This window comes from Thalassospira sp. CH_XMU1420-2, assembly GCF_037029325.1.
In the GTDB taxonomy this organism is placed as follows: domain Bacteria; phylum Pseudomonadota; class Alphaproteobacteria; order Rhodospirillales; family Thalassospiraceae; genus Thalassospira; species Thalassospira povalilytica.
In genome coordinates, this window is sequence record NZ_JAYMEG010000008.1 from 72,293 (window position 1) to 92,985 (window position 20,693).

The following is a 20,693-nucleotide window of genomic DNA, read 5'->3' on the forward strand; positions in this document are numbered from 1 at the left end:
CTGTTTGCTCAGTGATGCGGGCGAATGCAAAGCCCGCCCATTATGAGCAAACACGTATCAGCAGGCAAAAACTGGCGCGCGACGTGACGATTTTATGGTGTGATCAGTCCGGATTGATGCCAAGTGCCTCGATCAGCGGGGTCAGTTCCTTCTGATAGGGGCGCCAGCGTTCCAGACTGCTGTTATAGACGGGCTGGCGGACTTCAAGGGCGCTATGGGTGCGGACTTCACGCTTGTTGGCATAAAATTCAAGACACGCGTCCTGCCAGTCAAGGCCAAGGAAATCAACAAGCCGGTGGGCTTCGTGATCAAGGTCGGCAATGACTTTTTCATAATCGACCGTGATCAGCTGATCCTTTGACAGGGTCTTTTCCCAATAGGCCATCAGATCACGATACGCGACATAGAAATTGCCGATTTCACGCAGGTCACACAGATATTTATGCCCGTCGGCAAAGAAATGGGTAAAGCATGAAAACGCGGTATCCATCGGATCGCGGCGCGCGTGAATGATTTTTGAATTTGGGAATGCCATGGCAATCAGGCCGACCGACACAAAGTTGCCCAGCATCTTGTCAACGATATAGCGCGGGCCTTTGCCATTTTTCAGAACTTCCGGCGGCAGCATCCGCAATACTTCGTCACGATAGGCCTTTGCAAACAGGGCCAGCCGTTTGGGATCGGCCAAAAGTTTTTTATGGGCGGGCAGGGACGGGAAGCCATCGCCGTAGGCCCGCTTCAAAAGCCCGGGCAGGGTGCGAATTTCCCCGACGCCAAACGCGTCGCTGTGACTGTCAAGAACCTGTTCAAGCAGGGTCGATCCGCAACGCGGCATGCCGACAATAAAGATGAATTGCTGTTCATCCCCGGTTTCGCTCAGAGTGTTGCCGGCAATCGCATCCGGGGTAAAGAAATTCGGCAGGTTCGCAAGGAATGCCAGGGTCTTTTCCTCGTTATAGTCGATCTGTTCACGCTGATAGGCATTGGCCTTGAGGTAATGCGCCATCGCGGCTTTGCCGTCATCGCGCGTCATATAGGCAAGGCCAAGCGCATGGTGCAGATATTGCAGATCAAGCTTCGATAATTTGCCGCGTTCGGCACCGATCATTTTCTCGACCGTTGCGACATCATCGTCAGTAAATGCCTTAAGCGTTGCCAGTTCCGCCCATGCACGCGCGACATATTTTGTCTGGGCGATTGCGGCGCGAATAAGGGCTGTGCAGCCGTCTTTGTCGCCGATGGTTTTAAGGTGATCGGCCTTGGCCATCAGGGTATTGGCAATATCGGCTGGCGACGGCTTTACATCCGCATCCGATGCACCGGCACCCTGCATGATTTCAAGTGCCTGGTCATAAAGTTCGGCGGCCTGTTTGGGCCGGGATGATTTGGCGACCGAATTTGCAAACAGGGTCCATCGTTGCCAGTTTGACGGGCTTTGGGCCATCACGTGACTGAACAGTTTGACACCCTGATCAAAGAAACCGTTCAGGATCAACATGCTGCCAAGCTGGGCTTGGATTTCCTGATTGCCCGGATCGCGCTTCATCGCAACCGTCAGGACATTCTGGCTTTCGACATACATTTGCTGTTTGCCAAGCAGTGATGCCAGATCAAGGAAATACAAGCTTTGGCTGTTGGGCGCCTTGCAGGCAAATTCCAGATGTTTGATTGCCCCGAATACATTGCCCTGCTTTTCCAGCACGCCGGCAAAGAAATGCAACAGCGGCCCGTCATTGGGATTGGCCCGCAAATAGGTCGAAACAAGGTCGTAGGTCTTCTGGGATTTGCCCTGCGCCCAAAGTTTCTGCGCCTGCTCCAATACCTGTTCGGGTGTCTGCGATGTCGCCGTGTTCATGAATTTTCCCTGTCGCTATCATGCAGGCCAAGTGCGGATAAAAGTGGCTGAATATAGGGCTCGTACGGTTTCCAGCGTTCAACACTGGTTTGATAAAGCTTTTGGCGGACTTGTGCCGCACTGGCGGTTCGAACCGACCGGCTTGCCTTTTGGAAATCAAGCACGGCATCGTCCCATGGAAGACCCAGAAATTCTATCAGGCGATGTGATTGCTGTTCGATGTCCGAAACGACGTCTTCGTAATTGACTTCAATGAACCTGTCGGCAGGAAGAACCTTGCGCCAATGGGCCATCAAATCGTCATAGGCGCGATAAAATTCGCCAAGCTCTGTCTGGTCGCAGGTATAGACCTGCAAATTGGCAAAGCGCTTCGAATAACACGACAAACAGGTATCAACCGGATTGCGCCGACAATGGATGATCTTCGCACCGGGTATCGCAAGCAGGATCAACCCCGCCCAGGAAAAATTGCCAAGCATCTTGTCGATAATGACCCGGGTGTCTGGTGACGGGGCAAACATCTCGGCCAATTCATTGCGATACAGGGTGGCAAGTTCACCAAGAAGGTCGCCCGATGCGATCTTTTCATGGTCGCCCGGCGTGCTCGGGAATAATTGCCCGAAAAGGCGATCCTTGAATTTCGGAAAACTGCGCAATTCCCCGGTCGGCAGGGTGTCGGGATGGCTTCCCAGAATTTGCTCGGTCAAGGTGCTGCCAGATCGCGGCATGCCGACAATGAAGGCATATGTCGGATCATCCTTGCCTGCCTCGGGCAGGTTTTCAAACAGGCTGGCCGGAAAATAATCGGCAATGGCGCGCACGCGTGCACAGGCAATTTTTGAATCATAGCCTTGCTGGTTTTCGTCCTGACCGGCGAAATCCGATCGGCGTAATGCATTTGCCTGATCAAGGTGGGCAATTGCCTGTTTGGCATCGCCGCAATCCATGAACGCCTTGCCCAGGGCAAATCCGATTGTTTCGCGGTCAAATTTGTCCAGTGGCGGATCATCCCTGTTCAGCAGGGCCACCATGGTTTTTATATCGTCACTGTCGGCAGTGAATTTGGTTATATCGGAAAGATCTTGCCAGGCCCGGCCACAGGCAGGATTGGCTTTCAGCACGCTGCGAAAACAGGTGCGCGCAGCGTCCATATCGCCAAGATGCCGGTGGGCTTCGCCGGTCAGAAGCAGGGTGCGTTCAAGCCGCTCGGGATTGTTGCGCGCAAGTTCTGATGCCCGGTCAAGGTAGGGGATCGCTTCCTTGTCCCGGCCGACCTTGACCAGTGCCGATCCAAGATTGCTCAGGCTCGACCAGTCGTCCTTGTTAAAGGCAATACCCTTTTCAAGGATTTCAATCCCCTGGGTGACGAATTCCCGCTTAACAAGCACAACGCCAAGCTCGTTATAGGTCGGGCCATGGGTCGGAAAGCGGCGTAGTGCGGCAAACAGAATTTGCTGCACCAGATCGAACTTGCCCATCGCGCCAAGAATACCGGCAAATTCGTGGAAATATTCGACCTTGGCATCGGGACTGTTACAGGCATTCTGAAAGTACCGGGCGGCATCCGGCAGCTTGCCGGTTGCGCGCGCAATTTGTCCAAGAACAAACTCGGCCGCGGGATAACCGGCAATCAGCGAAAGCGCCTGGTTGGCGGCCTTTTGCGCATCGGAAACCCGGCCCGTTGCCAGCGCATTTTCGGCCGTCCGCACCAGTTTGTCGGCTTTTTGCCGATTGCGTTTTTCGGAAAAACTGGGCGTTGAAGGTTTGCTGCTCATAGGTCTGATTAAATCCCGATACGAAAGGTCAGGTCAAATCTTATCGGGAAGGGGTAAGCAAACCGTTTAATGATTGCCGCCTGTTATGCACAAAAGAAGATGTACAAATGAAAACGCCCGGCCAGATGGCCGGGCGTTTCCGATATTTCGCGTCTTCCTTTCGGGTGAAAGGAATTAGCCGCTGTAATACATGTCGAATTCGACCGGGTGCGGAGCCTGTTCGAAACGAACGACTTCTTCCATTTTCAGCGCGATATAAGCGTCGATCAGGTCGTCGGTCATAACGTCGCCCTTCTTCAGGAACTCACGGTCAGCATCGAGGCTGTCGAGAGCTTCGTGAAGCGAACGGCAAACGGTCGGAACTTCTTTGAGCTCTTCCGGCGGAAGGTCATAGAGGTTTTTGTCCATTGCTTCGCCCGGGTGGATCTTGTTCTCGATACCGTCAAGGCCAGCCATCAGCATTGCAGAGAATGCGAGATACGGGTTGGCAAGGGCATCCGGGAAGCGGATCTCGACGCGCTTGCCCTTCGGCGAAGCGGTGTACGGGATACGGCAGGAAGCAGAACGGTTACGTGCGGAATATGCCAGCAGAACCGGTGCTTCGAAGCCCGGGACCAGACGCTTGTAAGAGTTGGTCGTCGGGTTGGTGAAAGCGTTTAGTGCTTTGGCGTGCTTGATGATACCGCCAATGTAGTACAGAGCGGTTTCAGAAAGATCAGCATAGCCGTTACCAGCGAACAGCGGCTTGCCTTCGTGCCAGATCGACTGGTGGGTGTGCATGCCCGAGCCGTTGTCACCGAAGATCGGTTTCGGCATGAAGGTCGCGGTTTTGCCATACTGGTGTGCAACCATGTGGATGCAGTATTTGTAAACCTGAACGGCGTCAGCATGTTCGATCAGGGTGCCGAATGCGATACCCAGTTCGTGCTGCGACGGTGCAACTTCGTGGTGGTGCTTTTCGCAACGCACGCCCATTTCGTTGATGTAGTTGACCATTTCGGCACGAATGTCGTTTGCCGAGTCAACCGGCGGTACCGGGAAGTAACCACCCTTCGGACCCGGACGGTGGCCGCGGTTGCCGCCTTCGAATTCGGTGCCGGTGTTGTACGGACCTTCTTCGGAGTCAAGCGCGTAAGCCATGCTCTCCTGCGAGGTGCTCCAACGAACGTCGTCGAACATGAAGAATTCCGGCTCTGCGCCGAAATATGCGGTGTCGCCAATGCCAGCCGACTTCATGTAAGCCAGTGCGCGTTTCGCGGTCGAACGCGGGCAACGCTCGTAACCCTGGCCGGTTGCCGGTTCGATAACGTCACAAACGAGGATCAGGGTCGGCTGTGCGGTGAACGGATCAACAACAGCGGTCGACGGATCCGGCATCAGGATCATGTCGGATTCGTTAATTTCTTTCCAGCCGGAGATCGACGAACCGTCGAACATGATGCCGTCAACAAAGACGTCTTCGTCGATCGTGCAGATATCCTGCGCGGTGTGCTGCCATTTACCTTTGGTATCGGTAAAGCGCAGATCGACAAACTGGATGCCTTTTTCTTTGATCAGATTAAGTACAGAAGCAGCGTCAGACATGATGCAACCCTTTAAAACTCAAATTTAGTTACCGTACGGTGTTCTTTGACAGGCAAGACCGATCAGATCGCGTCGTTGCCCCGTTCACCGGTACGAATACGGATCGCGTCCTCGAGTGAGGAAACGAAAATTTTACCGTCGCCGATACGGCCGGTATGAGCGGCTTGCTGGATTGCCTCAATCGCACGCTCAACCAGCGTGTCCTCAACGACGATTTCCAGCTTTACCTTCGGCAGAAAGTCCACAACATATTCGGCGCCGCGATACAGCTCCGTGTGACCTTTCTGACGGCCGAAACCTTTGGCTTCGGTGACGGTAATCCCTTTGAGGCCGATCTCCTGAAGGGCCTCTTTTACCTCGTCAAGCTTGAATGGCTTGATGATGGCTTCGATCTTTTTCATTAAGCGCCCTCTGCTTTTTGCGAGAGTTGCGTAGAACTCGGAAAGCGTAATGCTTCGCACGGTGTCTGTTGCACGGACCATGCCAAGTTTGGTCCGCGGTGGCATTCTAAGGATTCTTTGCGCGAAAACCCAGCAAAACCCATGAAATTTTTAAGATTTTCTTGATTGCAGGTGATCGAGTTTTAGGCAAAATGATCAAAAAATATGCAAACGCCCTGCATCATCGCCGGGCAGAGTGATCCGGATTGCTCAATCCTTGCCAGAATGATACCGGCATGCGACAGGATTTGCCGCAAAAGAGTGAATTGTCTCATGCATATGCGCCAGATGACCTTTAATCGGTCTGTCTGATATATGGACTCGAACAATTTGCCTTTGGGCGATTATAGTACGGCACGGATGACCCATAAAATGGCCTGAACGGGCCGGGCTGCAACCGGACGCCACCATCCGGCGAGCGCATATAATATAAAGGACGCCTCATGACCGAATTTGTCGGCAACCCGCTTTTTGCTTCGGGCGGTATTACGATCTTTGAAGTGATGAACGAACTGGCCCAGAAACATCAGGCCATCAATCTGGGGCAGGGTGCTCCCGATACCGACGGCCCGTCCGATATCCGCGAGGCCGCCGCCAAGGCAACCATGGAGCTGTCCAACCAGTATCCGCCGCTTGCCGGGGTGCCCGAATTGCTTCAGGCCGTTGCCGATCACAATAAACGGTTCTATGGCATCGATGTGGATCCGAAAACAGAGGTTCTGGTCGCGGTCGGCGCGACCGAGGGGCTGGCTGACGTGATCCTTGGTCTGGTGGCCCCGGGTGATGAAGTCATTCTGATCGAACCGCTTTATGACAGCTACCTTCCGATGGTGAAGCTGGCCGGCGGTATTCCCAAACTGGTGCGCGTGACCCCGCCGCACTGGGAATTGCCGCGCGAAGAACTGGCCGCCGCCTTTAGCGAAAAAACCAAGCTGATCCTGATCAACTCGCCGCAGAACCCCTGTTCCAAGGTCTATAGCGACGACGAACTGCAATTTGTTGCCGATCTGTGCATCAAGCATGACGTCATCGCGCTGTGTGACGAGGTGTATGAACATCTGGTCTTTGATGGGCGCAAACACAAACCGCTGATGACTTTCCCGGGCATGCATGATCGCACCGTGCGGATCGGATCGGCGGGCAAGACATTCTCGCTGACCGGCTGGAAGATCGGTTATGTCACGGCCTGTGCCAAACTGATGGAGCCGATCAAAAAGGCGCACCAGTTCCTTGTCTTTACCGTGCCGCCGGGGCTTCAGCACGGTGTGGCCTATGGCCTGAACAAGGATGACGAATATTTCGAAACCTTCACCGCCGAAATGCAGGCCAAGCGTGATTTCCTGATGAAGGGACTCAAGGAAGTCGGGTTTGATGTCCTGGATTCCCAGGGGACCTATTTCATCACCTGTGATTTCCGGCCGCTTGGCTATGATTGTGATGATGTCGAATTCTGTCAGATCATGATCAAGGAAGCCGGCGTGGTCGCTATCCCGGTGTCGGCCTTCTATCAGGGCGAAGATGGCGGCGTGCGCCATTTCGTGCGGTTCTGCTTCTGCAAGGAAGAAACAAAGATGCAGGATGCCATCGACCGCATGAAAAAGGCCTTTGCCAAATAGGGCTGCCTTACTGTGCGCTGTCGTGCCGGGACCGGGTCGTGATCTGGCCGGTGCCGGATATGTCGATACACAAAGGGCGCAAGCAGATGCTTGCGCCCTTTGTCATTTAATAAGGTCGATACCTGCTGATCAGGATTTGACCATTTCCCAACTGCCGGTCTTGGCCGAACGGGCCAGGGCATCAAGGATCTGCATATTCATGATCGCATCTTCAATTGGATAATCGACCGGGCTTTCACCGGCAAAGATCGCGGTCGCCGATTCCCCTTGCAGGGTGTAGTGATTGCAGACCGGGAATTTGATTTCGCGGGCTTCGTCAAAGCCCGGCTGTTTCTGCCCGCCAACCCGGATGATTGCCGGGTTTTCCGGGATCGGGTTGAACGGCATCAGGATTTCGATCCGGCCCTCAGAGCCAAGAATATGCACGCGCTGAACTGCGGCGGACTGGGTGCCGCAAACAAAGCTCGCCTGAAGGCCCGAACCGAAATCAAGCATCCCCGATACAAGCCGGTCGGTGCCGAATTTCGGGTCCTTGTCCATCAGCGACACAACGCGGACCGGCTCCTTTGCCGTGACAAAGCGCGGGCCGACAACGCAATAACAGCCGATATCAAGCAACCCGCCGCCGCCAATGTCCTTTTTGTTGCGCACATTGTTCGGATCGGCATTGAAATAGGTAAAGATGCTTTGCACTGCGGTCAGCTGGCCGATCTGACCGCTTTCGACGATCTTGCGGGCTTCCAGCCATTGCGGATGATGACGCACCATAAAGGCTTCAAGAACCTGTTTGCCGCTTTTGTCGCGCGCAGCAATCAGGCGCTTGGCATCTTCGGTATCAAGGCCGATCGGCTTCTCGCACAGGACATGTTTGCCTGCTTCCAGCGCCTTGATCGTCCATTCGACATGAAGATGGTTGGGCAGGGGATTGTAAACCGCCTCGATTGACGGGTCGGCCAGAAGCTCCTCATAGGAGCCATAGGCACGCGGAATACGCAAATTTTCGGCGACCTCGCGGGTCTTTTCAAGATCACGTCCGGCAATCGCCAGAATTTCAAGCTTGTCGCTTTCCTGCATGGCCGGAATGACCTTTTCCGTGCCGATCTTGGCGGTGCTGATAACGCCCCACTTCATTCCGATACTCCGTCTGTTTTTCTGTTTTGTGGCCGGTTGCCCCAAGATCAACCATCGGGTGCCGGCAATCCGCAAATACATATATGCATGGTTTTGCACGCTGTTTTGCGGTTCAGTTCGTGACCCCGATTAATTAAGGCATGTGGCCCGACATGCAAGATGTTCAGACGGGTAGGTCGGCGAATTTGTATGAAGAATTCACCAGCCAAACCACCACCACATCGCCCAAGCCCGCAAAATTCGGCGCTTTGAAGGGCTTGGGAAAAATCAGCGGAAAAAAGTGAAAATATGCGCTTGACGTTGGGGGCCACGGGCCATATAAACCGCGCCACACGATGGCGGGTGTAGCTCAGGTGGTTAGAGCACCAGATTGTGGCTCTGGGGGCCGTGGGTTCAAGTCCCATCACTCGCCCCAAAAATTCAAAGGCTTAGAGGTTCACCCTCTAAGCCTTTTTTGGTTTAGGTAGCAAATAGGTAGCAAAAAACTGCGCTATCCGGGGGCGTCGGAATTTGGCATGACGTCACATTCCTGCCCAAAGTTTTCTCGTTTATACTGCCGCAAAGCCTTGATGCCGTATCGGATTGCGCCAGCAGCCTTCACAGGTTTGGGGCCTGTGCCTTCGCTCCGCCAGAAAGCCAGGGTCGCAGTCGAAATAGGCTTATTGCATCTTCCAAGAATACCCGCCTGCGCCCAACGGTTAGAAACTTGCTGTGATGTCAGAAATAACGGTGCGCTCATGCAGGGGCTCCTACCGCTAACTTGAGCCCGGGCGTTAGCCATTTTGTTCTTTTCGCCTCAGGCGTCATGTTTGTGTCACTCCATGTTCTTTCATCATGGTAGCAACGAACTCGGTATGACCGTTACAGTAGATATTCGTACCGGAGAGCGTCGGTTATTGGAATATGTCCTTGGTCCGATGTTGTGGTATCGGGATGAGAGTTTGAGGGAAAGGTAGGGGCGAGGTGCGGATCAATGTATTGGAAGGGTGTAATAGAGTGAAAATTCTACCTTTAGTTATTTTTTTTGTGGCGTGGGTTCACTCAGGCGCGGCTGTGTCAAAGGTGTACTACGTTGATTTAGAGGGAAATATTTCCGAAAAAGAAAATTTGCTGGTTGCAGATCACGCGCCAATTGACGTGGTGTCAATACTGGATGTTGGTACTAATATATCGGAAATTTATAAAATAAATGAAAAGTATAGGGGTTATTTTAATTTTATTAATCCAGGTGAAGTTGTTCCTGTTTATGCAATTGTTTTTTCAATTCAAAGTGAAGATGAAATTATTGATTCTATGATTTCTTCCGGAAGAGCAACAAATGAGCTATTTTATAATCATGACTATGTTGATAATCATAGTGATTGTATTATTAGGGTGATATATAACGAAAATAGATTCGTTTATTCATTTAATATGTTTGTTTTTGATGGAAGTTACTCTTCATATGACTCGTGTTTGAGTGAGTTTTACGAAACATTTCAAGGTTTTAAGTATATTGAAGATTAGATTGTGCCAGGTAAAATTTTTTATTTTTAAGTGTGAATTGGGGAGGGGGTATTTAAATGGAAGGTGGTGCGTCAAGTAGTTCAGGAAGTTCTGGGGGCACTCGTCCGGTGGTAGGGCGTCGCGAGATAGTGTTCGCGGAGGTCGGTCTGTCAGTGAAACTAAGTCACCCAACAACCCTTCTTATTCCGATTACCCCGGCGGGGGTAATGAAAGCGGAGATTCTAGTTCTTCGGCGGCTGCAAAAGTTTCAGTGCAAGTTGACGAAGCTGCTGAGGCTGATGTGCAAAAGGCCAATGCCGATATCGCCATGGCACAGGAACGGCTGCAAAGCACATTGGCGGACTTTGAAGAAAACCTGTTTGACGAGCGCGCGCGGCTTGATCAGGAATGCGGATCATTGGTGCAGTAACGTATCAAGGTCGAACGCCGCCGCGATCAGTAGGTCCTGCGCGCCCCGATTGATGGTGTGGTGCAGGAGTTGGCGGTCACCACCATCGGCGGCGTGGTGGAAGCCGCACAAGCCCTGATGAAGATCGTCCCTGATGGCAGCAAACTGGTGCTTAGGTCAAGCTTGCCAACCGGGATGCCGGCTTTGTTGATATTGGGCAACGTGACTTTCTTTTTCTCAGCCCTTGCTCCTGTATTGGTGGGGAGTACTATTTGGCTGTGCTGTACTTCCCTGTGGCATTGGCTCTGAGTGGATCTACTACGGTCTCTGCACTTGGTATTTGTTTGCTGTTGGTCGTGTCTAGGATCAACAAAAGTCTTGCTGAGGCAGATGGAGCTGCAATTCCGACTACATACAATTGGTTCTTTGAACTTGTAACTCTGGCGGGATTTTTGTTCGCAACCACTATTGTGATTGTTGCACTTCATGTGAATGTAATTATTGCAGGTAGCCCACTGAGCGATGATGAAAAGCGAGCATGCGTAAGTTCAGCAGCGTTTGATTTCTCAAGCGAAGAAGAAGCTACATACTTTCTGAATGGCGGTGATCTGCAGTTGCCGAAGTCCGGCCCGTTCACATGGCCATTCGAATTTCTGCATGATGCCAGTAGAAATTGCTGGACAGCTATTCATTACAAAGTGAAGCGGTGATAGTGTCTCTTTGACATTCCCAACTCCCACCCAATCTGCTAGGAAACCCTCCATATTCCCAAACGGGGCTCAATGGTTGCCAGGAGATCGCCACATGTCGACACAACGCATTACCCTTCGCCGTCCGGATGACTGGCATTTGCATCTGCGTGATGGTGAGATGCTCAAAGGTGTGATTGGCGAGACGTCGGAGCATTTTGCCCGTGCGATCATCATGCCGAACCTGGTGCCGCCGGTGGTCAAAACTGCTGATGCCGTGGCCTATCGCGACCGCATCACCGCAGTCATTCCGCAAGGCCATGATTTCACCCCGCTGATGACCCTGTATCTGACCGAGGGCACCAATCCCGATGATATCGAGGAAGGATATAAGGCCGGTGTGATCACCGCCTTGAAGCTGTATCCGGCCGGGGCAACCACCAATTCCGACAGCGGGGTTCGCAATTTCGATAATGCGATGCCGGCGCTTGAGCGGATGGCAGAGCTTGGTATTCCGCTTTGTGTGCACGGCGAAGTCACCGATGAGGATATTGATATCTTTGATCGTGAAGCGGTGTTTATCGACCGGGTTCTTGATCCGCTGCGCAAGCGTCTGCCGGAACTGCGTGTGGTGATGGAACACATCACGACCGAAGACGGCGTTGAATATGTCAAAGCCAATGACAAAAATCTGGGCGCGACCATCACGACGCATCACCTGATCATTAACCGTAATGCCATTCTGGTCGGCGGCATTCATCCGCATATGTATTGCCTGCCGGTTGCCAAGCGTGAAAAGCACCGTTTGGCCCTGCGTGCGGCGGCAACATCGGGCGATGCGCGCTTCTTCCTGGGGACTGATTCAGCCCCGCATACCGATGATCGCAAGGAAAGCCCTTGCGGCTGTGCCGGTATCTTTACCGCCAACAACACCGTGCAGCTTCTTGTCCATGTGTTCGAGCAGGAAGGCGCGCTTGACAAGCTTGAAGCCTTTGCCTCGATCAACGGGCCGCAATTCTATGGTCTGCCGCTAAACGGTGATCAGATCACGCTGGAAAAACGCGCGGAACCGGCGAAATTCCCCGCCAAGATCGAAACCGGCGACGGTCCGGTCACGGTGTTCAATCCGGGCTTTGATATTTTCTGGCATTACGCATAGGGGGCGTTTTATGCACGCCCGGCGTCTGGAAGAACTTTACCGCGGATATATCGATTGCCTGAATGCGCAGGATTGGGATCGCCTTGGTGATTATGTTGGCGACGATGTGCATTACAACGGCAAGCATGTTGGTTTGTCGGGCTATCGCGCCATGCTTGAGCGTGATTATCGGGAAATTCCCGATCTTCGGTTCAATATTGATTTGCTGGTTGCCAATGAAACCCATGTTGCAAGCGTGCTGGCTTTTGAGTGCTCGCCAAAGGGCGAGTTTCTTGGGCTTGCGGTAAATGGTCGGAAGGTCGCCTTTTCGGAGAATGTGTTCTACGAATTTCGCGATGGCAAGATCGTGAATGTGCGCTCGCTCCTTGATAAGCTTGCGGTCGAAGCACAGATTGCCCGATGATGACGGCTGATTAGCCGCGAAGGTCGACCGATCCCGGTGCGGCATTCAGCCCGATATTCAGCCCGATGGTCGCGCGGTAGCTTTCCGCTGCCGCATAGGCCTGTGCCGAAATCATTGCCGATATATTCATTGATGCACCCTTGGCGACATTGAAGTCGGCCGCAGAGCTTCCCGGCACCGATGCCGCGCGCGATATCGCGGCCTGATTGGCGATGGCAGCGATACCGTCCAGCCCCTGAAGCGGGCGGATGCTGACCTTGCCGCCGGTGGCATAAAGCCGCCCGTCAGGCCCGGCGGTATAGCTATAGGTGATCATGCCGGCATTTGCCCCGGCAAGGGCCTGATGACTTTCTTCCTCTGTTCTGACGGTGGCGTCGCGGGCGCGAAGCTGCTGGACGATTTCGCGTTCGCTTGCGGTCAGAAGGGCCGGGTTGGCGGTGGGTTGCCGGGCGCTTTTCGGGGTGTCTTCGCGTTCCTGTTGCTGGCGTTCGGTCGGGCTTTGGGTGTCTGTTTCCCCGGTCGTTTGTTCGCCCGCAATATCGCGGGGATCAAGTTGCTGAATAACCGTGATGACCGATGCGGCCCGGTTGACCGGTGCGGTTGAGGGCGGCGGGGGTGATGGCTGCGCGGGTTCTGGGCTGCTGGCCGTTCCCTCCGTCGATCCGAGGGAACCGGACGGCCCCGACCGTGACAGGGTGGTCGATCCGGTTTGTGACGGGTTGGGCGCGGGGGTGTTGCTGGCAAGCGGGACAAGGGCGACGGCGGCTGGCATGGTTTGTGGCGCAGACGCGCCCGTTCCGCCCGACCCGCTGGTCGGCGGCTGGCTCCCGGAGCCGGGCAGGGCGCGTGTGGCAATAATCTGGCCAAGTTGCCCACCACTCCCGGGGATGACCTGTATTGCACCTGCCTGTATCATGGGTGATAGTGTAACCCAACTTGGGGTTAAAAGTACATAAAGCAGGTTCCCGTGATCACGCCGGTTTGATGAGGCTGTGACGTGCTGAAACGGGTTACACTGTAAGCTGTTCCAAAAGCCGACAGGCGCTTGCCTGATCCTGTATCACTGACGAAACGGTTTTGCGGTTATGCGTTCTTTGCCCCTTTTGCCATTTGTTTCCGGCCATTGCCGTCTTTGCGACCTGTGCGGTCTGTGGCGTCTGGTTCGACGCGCCGGATTGCCCGGATTTCCTGGTCTGGCCAACCTTGCGTCTGTGCTTGTTGTCATGGTGATGCTTGCGATGCCGGGGGCGGTCAATGCCGCGCCAAAGGCCGATCTGTGGCCGGACTGGCAGGTTTACGATCCGCAAAGCACGATCATGGTCGATCATTCGGAATGGCAGGGGGTTCTTGACCGGTTTGTCGATCAGCCCGAAGCCGGGGTGACCACATTTGATTACCAGCGTGCCTTGTCGGAGCGCGCAAACGGGATTTATGCGGTTGCACATTATATAGACCAGATGGTCGATATATCGGTCAGTCGCCTTAACCGGGCCGAGCAGATGGCATACTGGATCAATCTTTATAACGCGCTGACCGTGAAGGTGGTGCTTGATCATTATCCGGTGGCATCGATCCGCGATATCGACATTTCGCCGGGCCTGTTCGCATCGGGCCCGTGGGGTAAAAAGCTTGTCCGTATCGAAGGGCGGACCTTGTCACTTGATGATATCGAACACCGGATCCTGCGCCCGATCTGGCAGGATGCGCGCATTCACTATGCGGTCAATTGTGCATCGGTTGGCTGTCCAGCGCTGGCGCGCGATGCCTATGATGCCAAACGGATCGAAAGCCAGCTTGATCAGGCCGCGCGCGGTTTTATCAACCATGCGCGCGCCATCCATAGTGACGGCGATGGCGGCTTTGTGATTTCAAGTCTGTATGACTGGTATCGGGATGATTTCGGGGCGGGGGATGCGCAATTCGTCGCCCATCTTCTGACCTTTGCCGGGCCCGAGCTGACCGCACAGCTTGATCATATCGGCGGGTTTGATGTTTCCGACGATGAATATGACTGGGCGCTGAACGCACCGCAATCCTGACAAAGGCGCGGCAATTCACGCGCGCCGATTGCCCAAGGATCACGATCAGATCTCCGGGCGCGCTTGATGGCGCCCGGTGGCAAGGCCGGCACGATCAGGCCGCGTTGTGGCGCAGGCGGCTGGTGTTGGCATGGGGGGCACCCCAGTGCAACCGGTTGTGATGGTGCGTCCCGGGAAGGGCCGCCTCGGCCTTTTGGGCGCGATTTTGATTTACCTGCTCGATCGTGTGACGAACGTCACTGGCAGAAATGCCGTCATAGCGCATTAATGTCTGCACGATCGGGTCGGCAAGCATGTCTTCAATCGACAATTCCTGATCAACGTAACTCATCATCTCGTATCCTGGTCTTTTTGTTGCGTGTAATGTAGTGCTATTGCAAATCATTCGCAACTAAAAACTTGCGCCGATTTTACTTTTTTCCACTTTTGCTGGTTTGCTGCATTGATCTGCCTTGGTGTTCGGTGAAAATCACCGGGCAGTGGCAATCAAAAATCCGTACCTTGCTGACCGTATAAAACCCGGAAATCTGCATCTTTTGGCTGTGTGGTCCGGACAGGGCCGGGTGTTCTGGTTCTATCCTGTTGGGTTGATGTTTTTCTGTCGTGGCTTTTCAGTCTTGGCCGGGTGGTTCGGGCCCGGCCGGTTTGGGTCCCGATGCGCAGCCCCATAAAAGGGGCATCGCGCCAGCCTTTGGGCTGTCGGGGTTCTATTTTCTTGATTCTTTGGTATTTGGCCTCTAACGCTGGATGCCGGTTTGATCGCAACCGTGATAAAGCCCAAAAACTATGGCGAAAATAGGCTGGGAACATGACACGTCCGGGAATTCGTGAATATGGCTTGCTGTTGCTGCTGGCGATGATTTGGGGCAGTTCGTTCACCTTTATCAAGATCGGGGTTCATGCCTATTCCCCGCTGGTGGTGGCGGGCGGGCGGCTGACATTTGCGGCCCTTGTATTGTGGTGTTTTGCCCTGATCCGCAAATCCGAAATGCCGCGCGGGCGGCGGGCCTGGATATCGACATTCATGGTTGCCCTTGTTGGTAATGCCATTCCGTTCTTTCTGATCAGTTATGGCGAAATTCGCGTCGATGCGGGCCTTGCAGCCATTTTGATGTCGACCGTGCCGCTGACCACCGTGGTTCTTGCGCATTTCTTTACCCCTGATGAAAAGCTGACGCTGGGCAAGGTGATCGGGGTGATCATGGGCACCATTGGCGTGATTGTTCTGGTCGGTCCGGAAACGCTTTCGGGGCTGGGGGGCGAATTCCTGTTTCAGTTGGCCATTCTGGTGGCTGCGGTCGGATATGCGATTTCGTCGCTGGTCGCACGCAATCTGCGCGATCAGCCGCGCATCGGGTCGACCGCAGTGATCCTGAGTTTCGCAGCCCTCATGCTGATGCCCTTTGCCCTGATCATTGATCGGCCATGGACCATGGAATGGGACCTTGGGGCGGCGATATCGATCATGTATCTGGGCATGTTCCCGACCGGGATTGCCATGTTCATGATCCTGCATCTGATTGCGGTGGCCGGGGCGAGTTTCCTGGTGTTTAACAATTATCTGGTGCCGGCAGTGGGGGTTCTGATCAGTTTTATCGTGCTGGGCGAAGTGCCCCAGTCCAATGCGCTGGTGGCACTGGTGATCATTTTATGCGGGATTGCCGCATCGCAATTGCGATTTGGGCGCACGGTAACGCGGACGGGCGTTGATGGCGTCAAAGGTGACCCGATCGCGCCAGTTCTTGACAGTCCCGATCGTAAAAAAAGCAAGTCTAATCCGTAGAAAAAACACAAAATCGCGATAAAAGCCGAACTTTATCGCCCAACGTGGAATGTCGGGATTTGTCAATATTGTTTGTGGGCGACAAACCTGATACTTTCCGCCTTTCTGGTCCGGCATGTGCTTGAAAACAGGTGCATGTCACGCCGATTGAATCATTTCTGATCAAGCGTTTAAGAGGTCACGGCCTTTGTCCACCCAAGAGACCAATTCCGAGAGCCGCGATATTTTCCCGGTTTCCATCGAACAAGAAATGCGCCGCAGCTACCTTGATTACGCAATGAGCGTGATTGTTAGCCGTGCGCTGCCTGACGTCCGGGACGGTTTGAAGCCTGTGCATCGTCGTATTCTGTACGCCATGCACGAAAACGGTTTCGAATATAACAAGCCGTTCCGCAAATCGGCCCGTGTGGTCGGGGACGTGATGGGTAAATACCACCCCCATGGTGACAGCGCGATTTACGACGCGATGGTCCGTATGGCCCAGAACTTCTCCATGCGTCTGCCGCTGATTGACGGGCAGGGGAACTTTGGTTCCATGGATGGCGACAAGGCCGCCGCCATGCGTTACACCGAAGCCCGCATGGCCAAGGCAGCCCATTTCCTGCTTGATGATATCGATAAAGACACGATTGATTTTCGCGATAACTATGACGAAACCACCAAGGAACCGTCTGTTATCCCGGCACGTTTTCCGAACATGCTGGTCAATGGTGCGGGCGGTATTGCCGTTGGTATGGCGACCAATATTCCGCCCCATAACCTTGGCGAAGTCATTGATGGCTGCATGGCCTATGTCGACAATCCCGACATCACCGTCGAAGGGCTGATGGAATTTGTCCATGGGCCGGACTTCCCGACGGGGGGCCTTATTCTGGGGCGTTCGGGCATCCATTCGGCATTCAAGACCGGCCGCGGGTCGGTCGTCATGCGCGCACGTACTCATGTCGAGGAAATCCGTGCCAACCGCGAAGCGATCATCGTTACCGAAGTTCCCTATCAGGTGAACAAGGCGACCCTGATGGAAAAGATCGCCGAATTGGTACGTGACAAGAAACTCGAAGGCATTTCCGATCTGCGTGATGAGTCGGACCGTTCCGGTGTCCGGATGGTGATCGAACTCAAACGTGATGCGAATTCCGACGTTGTCCTGAACCAGCTGTTCCGCTTTACCGCCCTTCAGACGTCGTTTGGCGTCAATATGCTGGCGTTGAACCGTGGTAAGCCGGAACTGATGAACCTGAAAGACATCATTCAGGCCTTTGTCGAGTTCCGCGAAGAAGTCATTACCCGCCGGACCATCCATCTTCTCAAAAAGGCGCGTGAACGTGCCCATGTCGTGGTTGGTCTGGGGATTGCCGTTTCCAACATTGACGAAGTCATCAAGCTGATCCGCAATGCGGCCGATCCGACCATTGCGCGTGAACAGCTTATGGCGCGTGACTGGGCGGCGGGCGATATTGTTCCGTTGATCGAACTGATCGCCGATCCGAACCAGATCGGGTCATCGGATGGCATGTATCGTCTGTCCGAAGCACAGGCTCGTGCAATCCTTGAACTGCGTCTGCATCGCCTGACCGGTCTCGAACGCGACAAGATCGCGGGCGAATTGACCGAGTTGGGTGAAAAGATCAAAGACTTCCTTGATATCCTGGCCTCGCGCGAGCGCAAGCTGACGATTCTCAAGGACGAACTGAGCGAAATGCGCAATGAATTCGCCGACCCGCGTCGCAGCGAAATTCAGGAAGCAGAATTCGAACATGACATCGAAGATCTGATTGCCCGTGAAGACATGGTCGTGACCGTGTCGCACAGCGGCTATATCCAGCGTGTTCCGCTGTCGACCTATCGCGCGCAGCGTCGCGGTGGCAAAGGCCGTTCGGGCATGGCCACCCGCGAGGAAGATTTCGTTTCCAAGCTGTTCGTGGCCAATACCCATACCCCGGTTCTGTTCTTCAGCTCCGAGGGCATGGTCTATAAGATGAAAGTCTGGCGTCTGCCGGTCGGCACCCCGCAATCGCGCGGCAAGGCCCTTGTGAACCTGCTGCCGCTGTCCGAAGGTGAATATATCACCACGGTCCTGCCGCTTCCCGACGAAGAAGAATGGCCGAACCTGCATGTGATGTTTGCCACCTCGACCGGGAATGTCCGCCGTAACAGCCTTGCCGATTTCGTGAATGTGAAATCCAACGGCAAGATCGCCATGAAGCTTGAAGAAGATCGTGGTGATAAACTGATCGCGGTTCAGACCTGTACCGATGATGACGACATTCTTCTGACCACGCGAATGGGCAAATGCATTCGCTTCCGTGTCGGGGATGTCCGCGTCTTTACCGGCCGTAATTCGGTTGGTGTGCGCGGTATTCGCCTTGCGGACGAAGATTCGGTCATCGCGATGTCGGTTCTGTTTGGCAACCATGTCACCATGGAAGAACGTGATGAATACCTTTCGATCGCAGGCAAACTGCGCCGCGAGGAAATCACCGAAGACAATCTTCCGCTCGAAGTGCTCAGTGCTGAACGCTATCAGGAAATTCTTGCTGGTGATCAGCTGATCCTTTCCGTGACCGAAAACGGCTATGGCAAACGCACGTCTGCCTATGAATATCGTGTAACCGGTCGTGGCGGGCAGGGCTTTGCCAATATCGAGATGTCCGAACGTAACGGTAATGTCGCTGCATCCTTCGTTATCGAAGAAGGCGACGAACTGATGATGGTCACCAATGGTGGCAAGGTCATCCGTATGCCGACCCACGACATCCGTATCGCCGGCCGCAAGACACAGGGCGTGACATTGTTCCGGACTGCCGATGACGAACAGGTCGTCGCGGTTGAACGACTGTCAAACCTTGGCGGTGACGAAGAAGGTGAAGAGGGCGATGTGGATGGTGTTGAAAACACCGATGACGCATCAACCGACACCGCAGAAACCAGTGCCAGTGATGCGGGTGATGATGCACCGGCAGCTGATGGCACCGAAAGCGACGAATAATTGGAAATTCGATGACTGAAACGTCTTCTACCATATCGCGCATCGGGATTTATCCGGGCACATTCGACCCGGTGACCCAGGGGCATATGGATATTATTCGTCGTGCGACCCGGATTGTGGACCAGCTTATTGTCGGCGTTGCGATCAACGCCGGCAAAGGTCCGATGTTCGGCGTTGATGAACGCTGCAAACTGGTCGAAGAGGCCCTGAAAGCGGCGGGTGGCGAAGTTGCCGCGCGCACCTCAGTTAAGCCATTTTCTTCGCTTCTGATGGATTTCGCCAAAGAAAACGGTTCAAGCACGATCATCCGCGGCCTTCGCGCGGTATCGGACTTTGAATATGAATTCCAGATGGCGGGCATGAATGCCCGGCTGTCGCCGGAAGTCGAAACCGTGTTTTTGATGGCGTCCGACAAACAGCAGTTCGTTTCGTCGCGCTTCGTCAAGGAAATCGCCCGGCTGGGTGGTAATGTAAGTGAATTTGTGCCGGCCAACGTGCTTAAGCGCTTGCATGAAAAGCTGGCAGAAGAAAAGGAATAACGCAGGCCATGCGTCTTTTTCGTCTATTCTCAATAATTGCTCTCGTACTAGGAATTGTAACCATGTCCAATGGAAACGACGCTGTCGCGCAGGATTTGGAAAACACGCTTTATCTTGATCTGAAAGATGGCCGCGTTGTTATTCAGCTTCGCCCGGACCTTGCGCCGAAACATGTTGCCCGCATCAAGGAACTGACCCGCGAGGGGTTCTATGATGGTCTGAAGTTCCATCGTGTGATCGAAGGCTTCATGGCGCAGACCGGCGACCCCAAGGGCAATGGTACCGGCGGATCGGGTCAGAAACTTGATGCCGAATTCTCCAAGGAACATCATGGTCGCGGTACCGTTTCCATGGCCCGTTCGGCCAACCCGAACAGTGCTGATTCGCAATTCTTCATCTGCTTTGCCGATGCACCGCATCTGGATGGCCAATACACCATCTGGGGTCAGGTGACCGAAGGCATGGAATATGTCGACATGATCAAAAAAGGTGCCCCCTGGGCCAACGGGTCGGTTGCCGATCCGGACGTGATTGTCAAAATGCAGGTTGCTGCAGACGCGCAATAATCGCGCAAACCGATCATTTGCAACCGAAAGCCGTCCCTTTGTGGGGCGGCTTTCGCGTTTTAGGGCGCGAAAGCAGAAAAAGAGGAAAAATATGGAAAACAGGTGTTGACCAGCGCGTGCTCTCCCATTAAAACGCGCTTCACCAACGTTGAGGGCCCGTAGCTCAGTTGGTAGAGCAACTGACTTTTAATCAGTTGGCCACAGGTTCGAATCCTGTCGGGCTCACCAATA

19 protein-coding genes and 2 tRNA genes are annotated in these 20,693 nt (G+C 54.0%); 14 read left to right on the top strand and 7 right to left on the bottom strand.

Going from position 1 to position 20,693, the window contains the following annotated elements; all coding sequences use genetic code 11:
- Positions 1–103 precede the first annotated feature (103 nt).
- The 4 genes from WA429_RS19815 to WA429_RS19830 all read right to left on the bottom strand — a co-directional run bounded on the left by WA429_RS19815 (position 104) and on the right by WA429_RS19830 (position 5,615).
- Positions 104–1,855 carry a tetratricopeptide repeat-containing sulfotransferase family protein gene (locus tag WA429_RS19815; RefSeq protein ID WP_287466377.1) on the bottom strand — a complete coding sequence of 584 codons (1,752 nt, stop codon included), beginning with the start codon at positions 1,853–1,855 and terminating at the stop codon, positions 104–106.
- Positions 1,852–3,630 carry a tetratricopeptide repeat-containing sulfotransferase family protein gene (locus tag WA429_RS19820; protein ID WP_287466378.1) on the bottom strand — a complete coding sequence of 593 codons (1,779 nt, stop codon included), beginning with the start codon at positions 3,628–3,630 and terminating at the stop codon, positions 1,852–1,854. Before WA429_RS19820 ends, WA429_RS19815 begins: the two co-directional genes overlap by 4 nt.
- A 174-nt stretch (positions 3,631–3,804) precedes the next feature.
- Complete coding sequence (glnA, locus tag WA429_RS19825) at positions 3,805–5,214, bottom strand: type I glutamate--ammonia ligase (RefSeq protein ID WP_008890688.1); 1,410 nt, start codon at positions 5,212–5,214, stop codon at positions 3,805–3,807.
- A gap of 62 nt (positions 5,215–5,276) precedes the next feature.
- Complete coding sequence (locus tag WA429_RS19830; protein ID WP_007091888.1) at positions 5,277–5,615, bottom strand: P-II family nitrogen regulator; 339 nt, start codon at positions 5,613–5,615, stop codon at positions 5,277–5,279.
- Positions 5,616–6,097: 482 nt separating this feature from the next.
- Between WA429_RS19830 and WA429_RS19835 the strand changes: the two genes are divergently transcribed.
- Positions 6,098–7,270: an aminotransferase gene (locus WA429_RS19835; protein WP_287466379.1), complete on the top strand. Its 1,173-nt coding sequence runs from the start codon at positions 6,098–6,100 to the stop codon at positions 7,268–7,270.
- 129 nt (positions 7,271–7,399) lie between these two features.
- Here WA429_RS19835 and WA429_RS19840 read toward each other — a convergent pair whose 3' ends face one another.
- Positions 7,400–8,401 carry a Gfo/Idh/MocA family protein gene (locus WA429_RS19840; protein ID WP_101247631.1) on the bottom strand — a complete coding sequence of 334 codons (1,002 nt, stop codon included), beginning with the start codon at positions 8,399–8,401 and terminating at the stop codon, positions 7,400–7,402.
- A gap of 338 nt (positions 8,402–8,739) precedes the next feature.
- On the opposite strand from WA429_RS19840, the gene WA429_RS19845 reads away from it, so the two are divergent.
- From WA429_RS19845 to WA429_RS19875, 7 genes are all read left to right on the top strand, one after another.
- Positions 8,740–8,816, top strand: a tRNA-His gene (locus tag WA429_RS19845).
- Positions 8,817–9,397: 581 nt separating this feature from the next.
- Positions 9,398–9,907, top strand: coding sequence for a hypothetical protein (locus tag WA429_RS19850; protein ID WP_170310274.1), 510 nt, complete (start codon positions 9,398–9,400; stop codon positions 9,905–9,907).
- Between the two features lie 250 nt (positions 9,908–10,157).
- Positions 10,158–10,316 carry a hypothetical protein gene (locus WA429_RS19855; protein ID WP_170310273.1) on the top strand — a complete coding sequence of 53 codons (159 nt, stop codon included), beginning with the start codon at positions 10,158–10,160 and terminating at the stop codon, positions 10,314–10,316.
- A 93-nt stretch (positions 10,317–10,409) separates the two neighbouring features.
- The gene (locus tag WA429_RS21450; RefSeq protein ID WP_353799167.1) at positions 10,410–10,604 is read left to right on the top strand and encodes a hypothetical protein; all 195 of its coding nucleotides are present in this window, start codon (positions 10,410–10,412) and stop codon (positions 10,602–10,604) included.
- Positions 10,568–11,005 (top strand): hypothetical protein, encoded by a 438-nt coding sequence (locus WA429_RS19865; protein ID WP_170310271.1) that lies wholly within the window; start codon positions 10,568–10,570, stop codon positions 11,003–11,005. Before WA429_RS21450 ends, WA429_RS19865 begins: the two co-directional genes overlap by 37 nt.
- A gap of 94 nt (positions 11,006–11,099) precedes the next feature.
- Positions 11,100–12,143, top strand: a complete 1,044-nt coding sequence (pyrC, locus tag WA429_RS19870; protein WP_287466380.1) for a dihydroorotase — start codon at positions 11,100–11,102, stop codon at positions 12,141–12,143.
- Between the two features lie 10 nt (positions 12,144–12,153).
- The gene (locus tag WA429_RS19875; RefSeq protein WP_101247628.1) at positions 12,154–12,546 is read left to right on the top strand and encodes an ester cyclase; all 393 of its coding nucleotides are present in this window, start codon (positions 12,154–12,156) and stop codon (positions 12,544–12,546) included.
- A gap of 10 nt (positions 12,547–12,556) precedes the next feature.
- Here WA429_RS19875 and WA429_RS19880 read toward each other — a convergent pair whose 3' ends face one another.
- Positions 12,557–13,462: a putative metalloprotease CJM1_0395 family protein gene (locus WA429_RS19880; RefSeq protein ID WP_287466381.1), complete on the bottom strand. Its 906-nt coding sequence runs from the start codon at positions 13,460–13,462 to the stop codon at positions 12,557–12,559.
- A 169-nt stretch (positions 13,463–13,631) separates the two neighbouring features.
- Between WA429_RS19880 and WA429_RS19885 the strand changes: the two genes are divergently transcribed.
- Positions 13,632–14,585, top strand: a complete 954-nt coding sequence (locus tag WA429_RS19885; protein WP_287466382.1) for a DUF547 domain-containing protein — start codon at positions 13,632–13,634, stop codon at positions 14,583–14,585.
- Between the two features lie 94 nt (positions 14,586–14,679).
- On the opposite strand, the gene WA429_RS19890 is transcribed toward WA429_RS19885, so the two are convergent.
- Positions 14,680–14,919, bottom strand: coding sequence for a hypothetical protein (locus WA429_RS19890; protein ID WP_147250651.1), 240 nt, complete (start codon positions 14,917–14,919; stop codon positions 14,680–14,682).
- 474 nt (positions 14,920–15,393) lie between these two features.
- Here WA429_RS19890 and WA429_RS19895 point away from each other — a divergent pair, with 474 nt between their 5' ends.
- The 5 genes from WA429_RS19895 (at position 15,394) to WA429_RS19915 (ending at position 20,690) form a co-directional block, all read left to right on the top strand.
- The gene (locus WA429_RS19895) at positions 15,394–16,368 is read left to right on the top strand and encodes a DMT family transporter (RefSeq protein ID WP_287466383.1); all 975 of its coding nucleotides are present in this window, start codon (positions 15,394–15,396) and stop codon (positions 16,366–16,368) included.
- 187 nt (positions 16,369–16,555) lie between these two features.
- On the top strand, positions 16,556–19,357 hold the full coding sequence (gene gyrA / locus WA429_RS19900; protein ID WP_287466384.1) for a DNA gyrase subunit A: 2,802 nt from the start codon (positions 16,556–16,558) through the stop codon (positions 19,355–19,357).
- Between the two features lie 11 nt (positions 19,358–19,368).
- On the top strand, positions 19,369–19,896 hold the full coding sequence (coaD, locus tag WA429_RS19905; RefSeq protein WP_068518489.1) for a pantetheine-phosphate adenylyltransferase: 528 nt from the start codon (positions 19,369–19,371) through the stop codon (positions 19,894–19,896).
- A gap of 62 nt (positions 19,897–19,958) precedes the next feature.
- On the top strand, positions 19,959–20,462 hold the full coding sequence (locus WA429_RS19910) for a peptidylprolyl isomerase (protein ID WP_068518488.1): 504 nt from the start codon (positions 19,959–19,961) through the stop codon (positions 20,460–20,462).
- A gap of 152 nt (positions 20,463–20,614) precedes the next feature.
- Positions 20,615–20,690: transfer RNA gene (locus WA429_RS19915), tRNA-Lys, on the top strand.
- The last annotated feature ends 3 nt before the right edge of the window (positions 20,691–20,693 follow it).

What these genes read in the sequence shown, in the direction of transcription:
- WA429_RS19815 (WP_287466377.1), bottom strand. Translation starts at nt 1,855, where the DNA reads ATGAACACGGCGACATCGCAGACACCCGAACAGGTATTGGAGCAGGCG.
- WA429_RS19820 (WP_287466378.1), bottom strand. Translation starts at nt 3,630, where the DNA reads ATGAGCAGCAAACCTTCAACGCCCAGTTTTTCCGAAAAACGCAATCGG.
- glnA (WP_008890688.1), bottom strand. Translation starts at nt 5,214, where the DNA reads ATGTCTGACGCTGCTTCTGTACTTAATCTGATCAAAGAAAAAGGCATC.
- WA429_RS19830 (WP_007091888.1), bottom strand. Translation starts at nt 5,615, where the DNA reads ATGAAAAAGATCGAAGCCATCATCAAGCCATTCAAGCTTGACGAGGTA.
- WA429_RS19835 (WP_287466379.1), top strand. Translation starts at nt 6,098, where the DNA reads ATGACCGAATTTGTCGGCAACCCGCTTTTTGCTTCGGGCGGTATTACG.
- WA429_RS19840 (WP_101247631.1), bottom strand. Translation starts at nt 8,401, where the DNA reads ATGAAGTGGGGCGTTATCAGCACCGCCAAGATCGGCACGGAAAAGGTC.
- pyrC (WP_287466380.1), top strand. Translation starts at nt 11,100, where the DNA reads ATGTCGACACAACGCATTACCCTTCGCCGTCCGGATGACTGGCATTTG.
- WA429_RS19875 (WP_101247628.1), top strand. Translation starts at nt 12,154, where the DNA reads ATGCACGCCCGGCGTCTGGAAGAACTTTACCGCGGATATATCGATTGC.
- WA429_RS19880 (WP_287466381.1), bottom strand. Translation starts at nt 13,462, where the DNA reads ATGATACAGGCAGGTGCAATACAGGTCATCCCCGGGAGTGGTGGGCAA.
- WA429_RS19885 (WP_287466382.1), top strand. Translation starts at nt 13,632, where the DNA reads ATGCGTTCTTTGCCCCTTTTGCCATTTGTTTCCGGCCATTGCCGTCTT.
- WA429_RS19890 (WP_147250651.1), bottom strand. Translation starts at nt 14,919, where the DNA reads ATGATGAGTTACGTTGATCAGGAATTGTCGATTGAAGACATGCTTGCC.
- WA429_RS19895 (WP_287466383.1), top strand. Translation starts at nt 15,394, where the DNA reads ATGACACGTCCGGGAATTCGTGAATATGGCTTGCTGTTGCTGCTGGCG.
- coaD (WP_068518489.1), top strand. Translation starts at nt 19,369, where the DNA reads ATGACTGAAACGTCTTCTACCATATCGCGCATCGGGATTTATCCGGGC.
- WA429_RS19910 (WP_068518488.1), top strand. Translation starts at nt 19,959, where the DNA reads ATGTCCAATGGAAACGACGCTGTCGCGCAGGATTTGGAAAACACGCTT.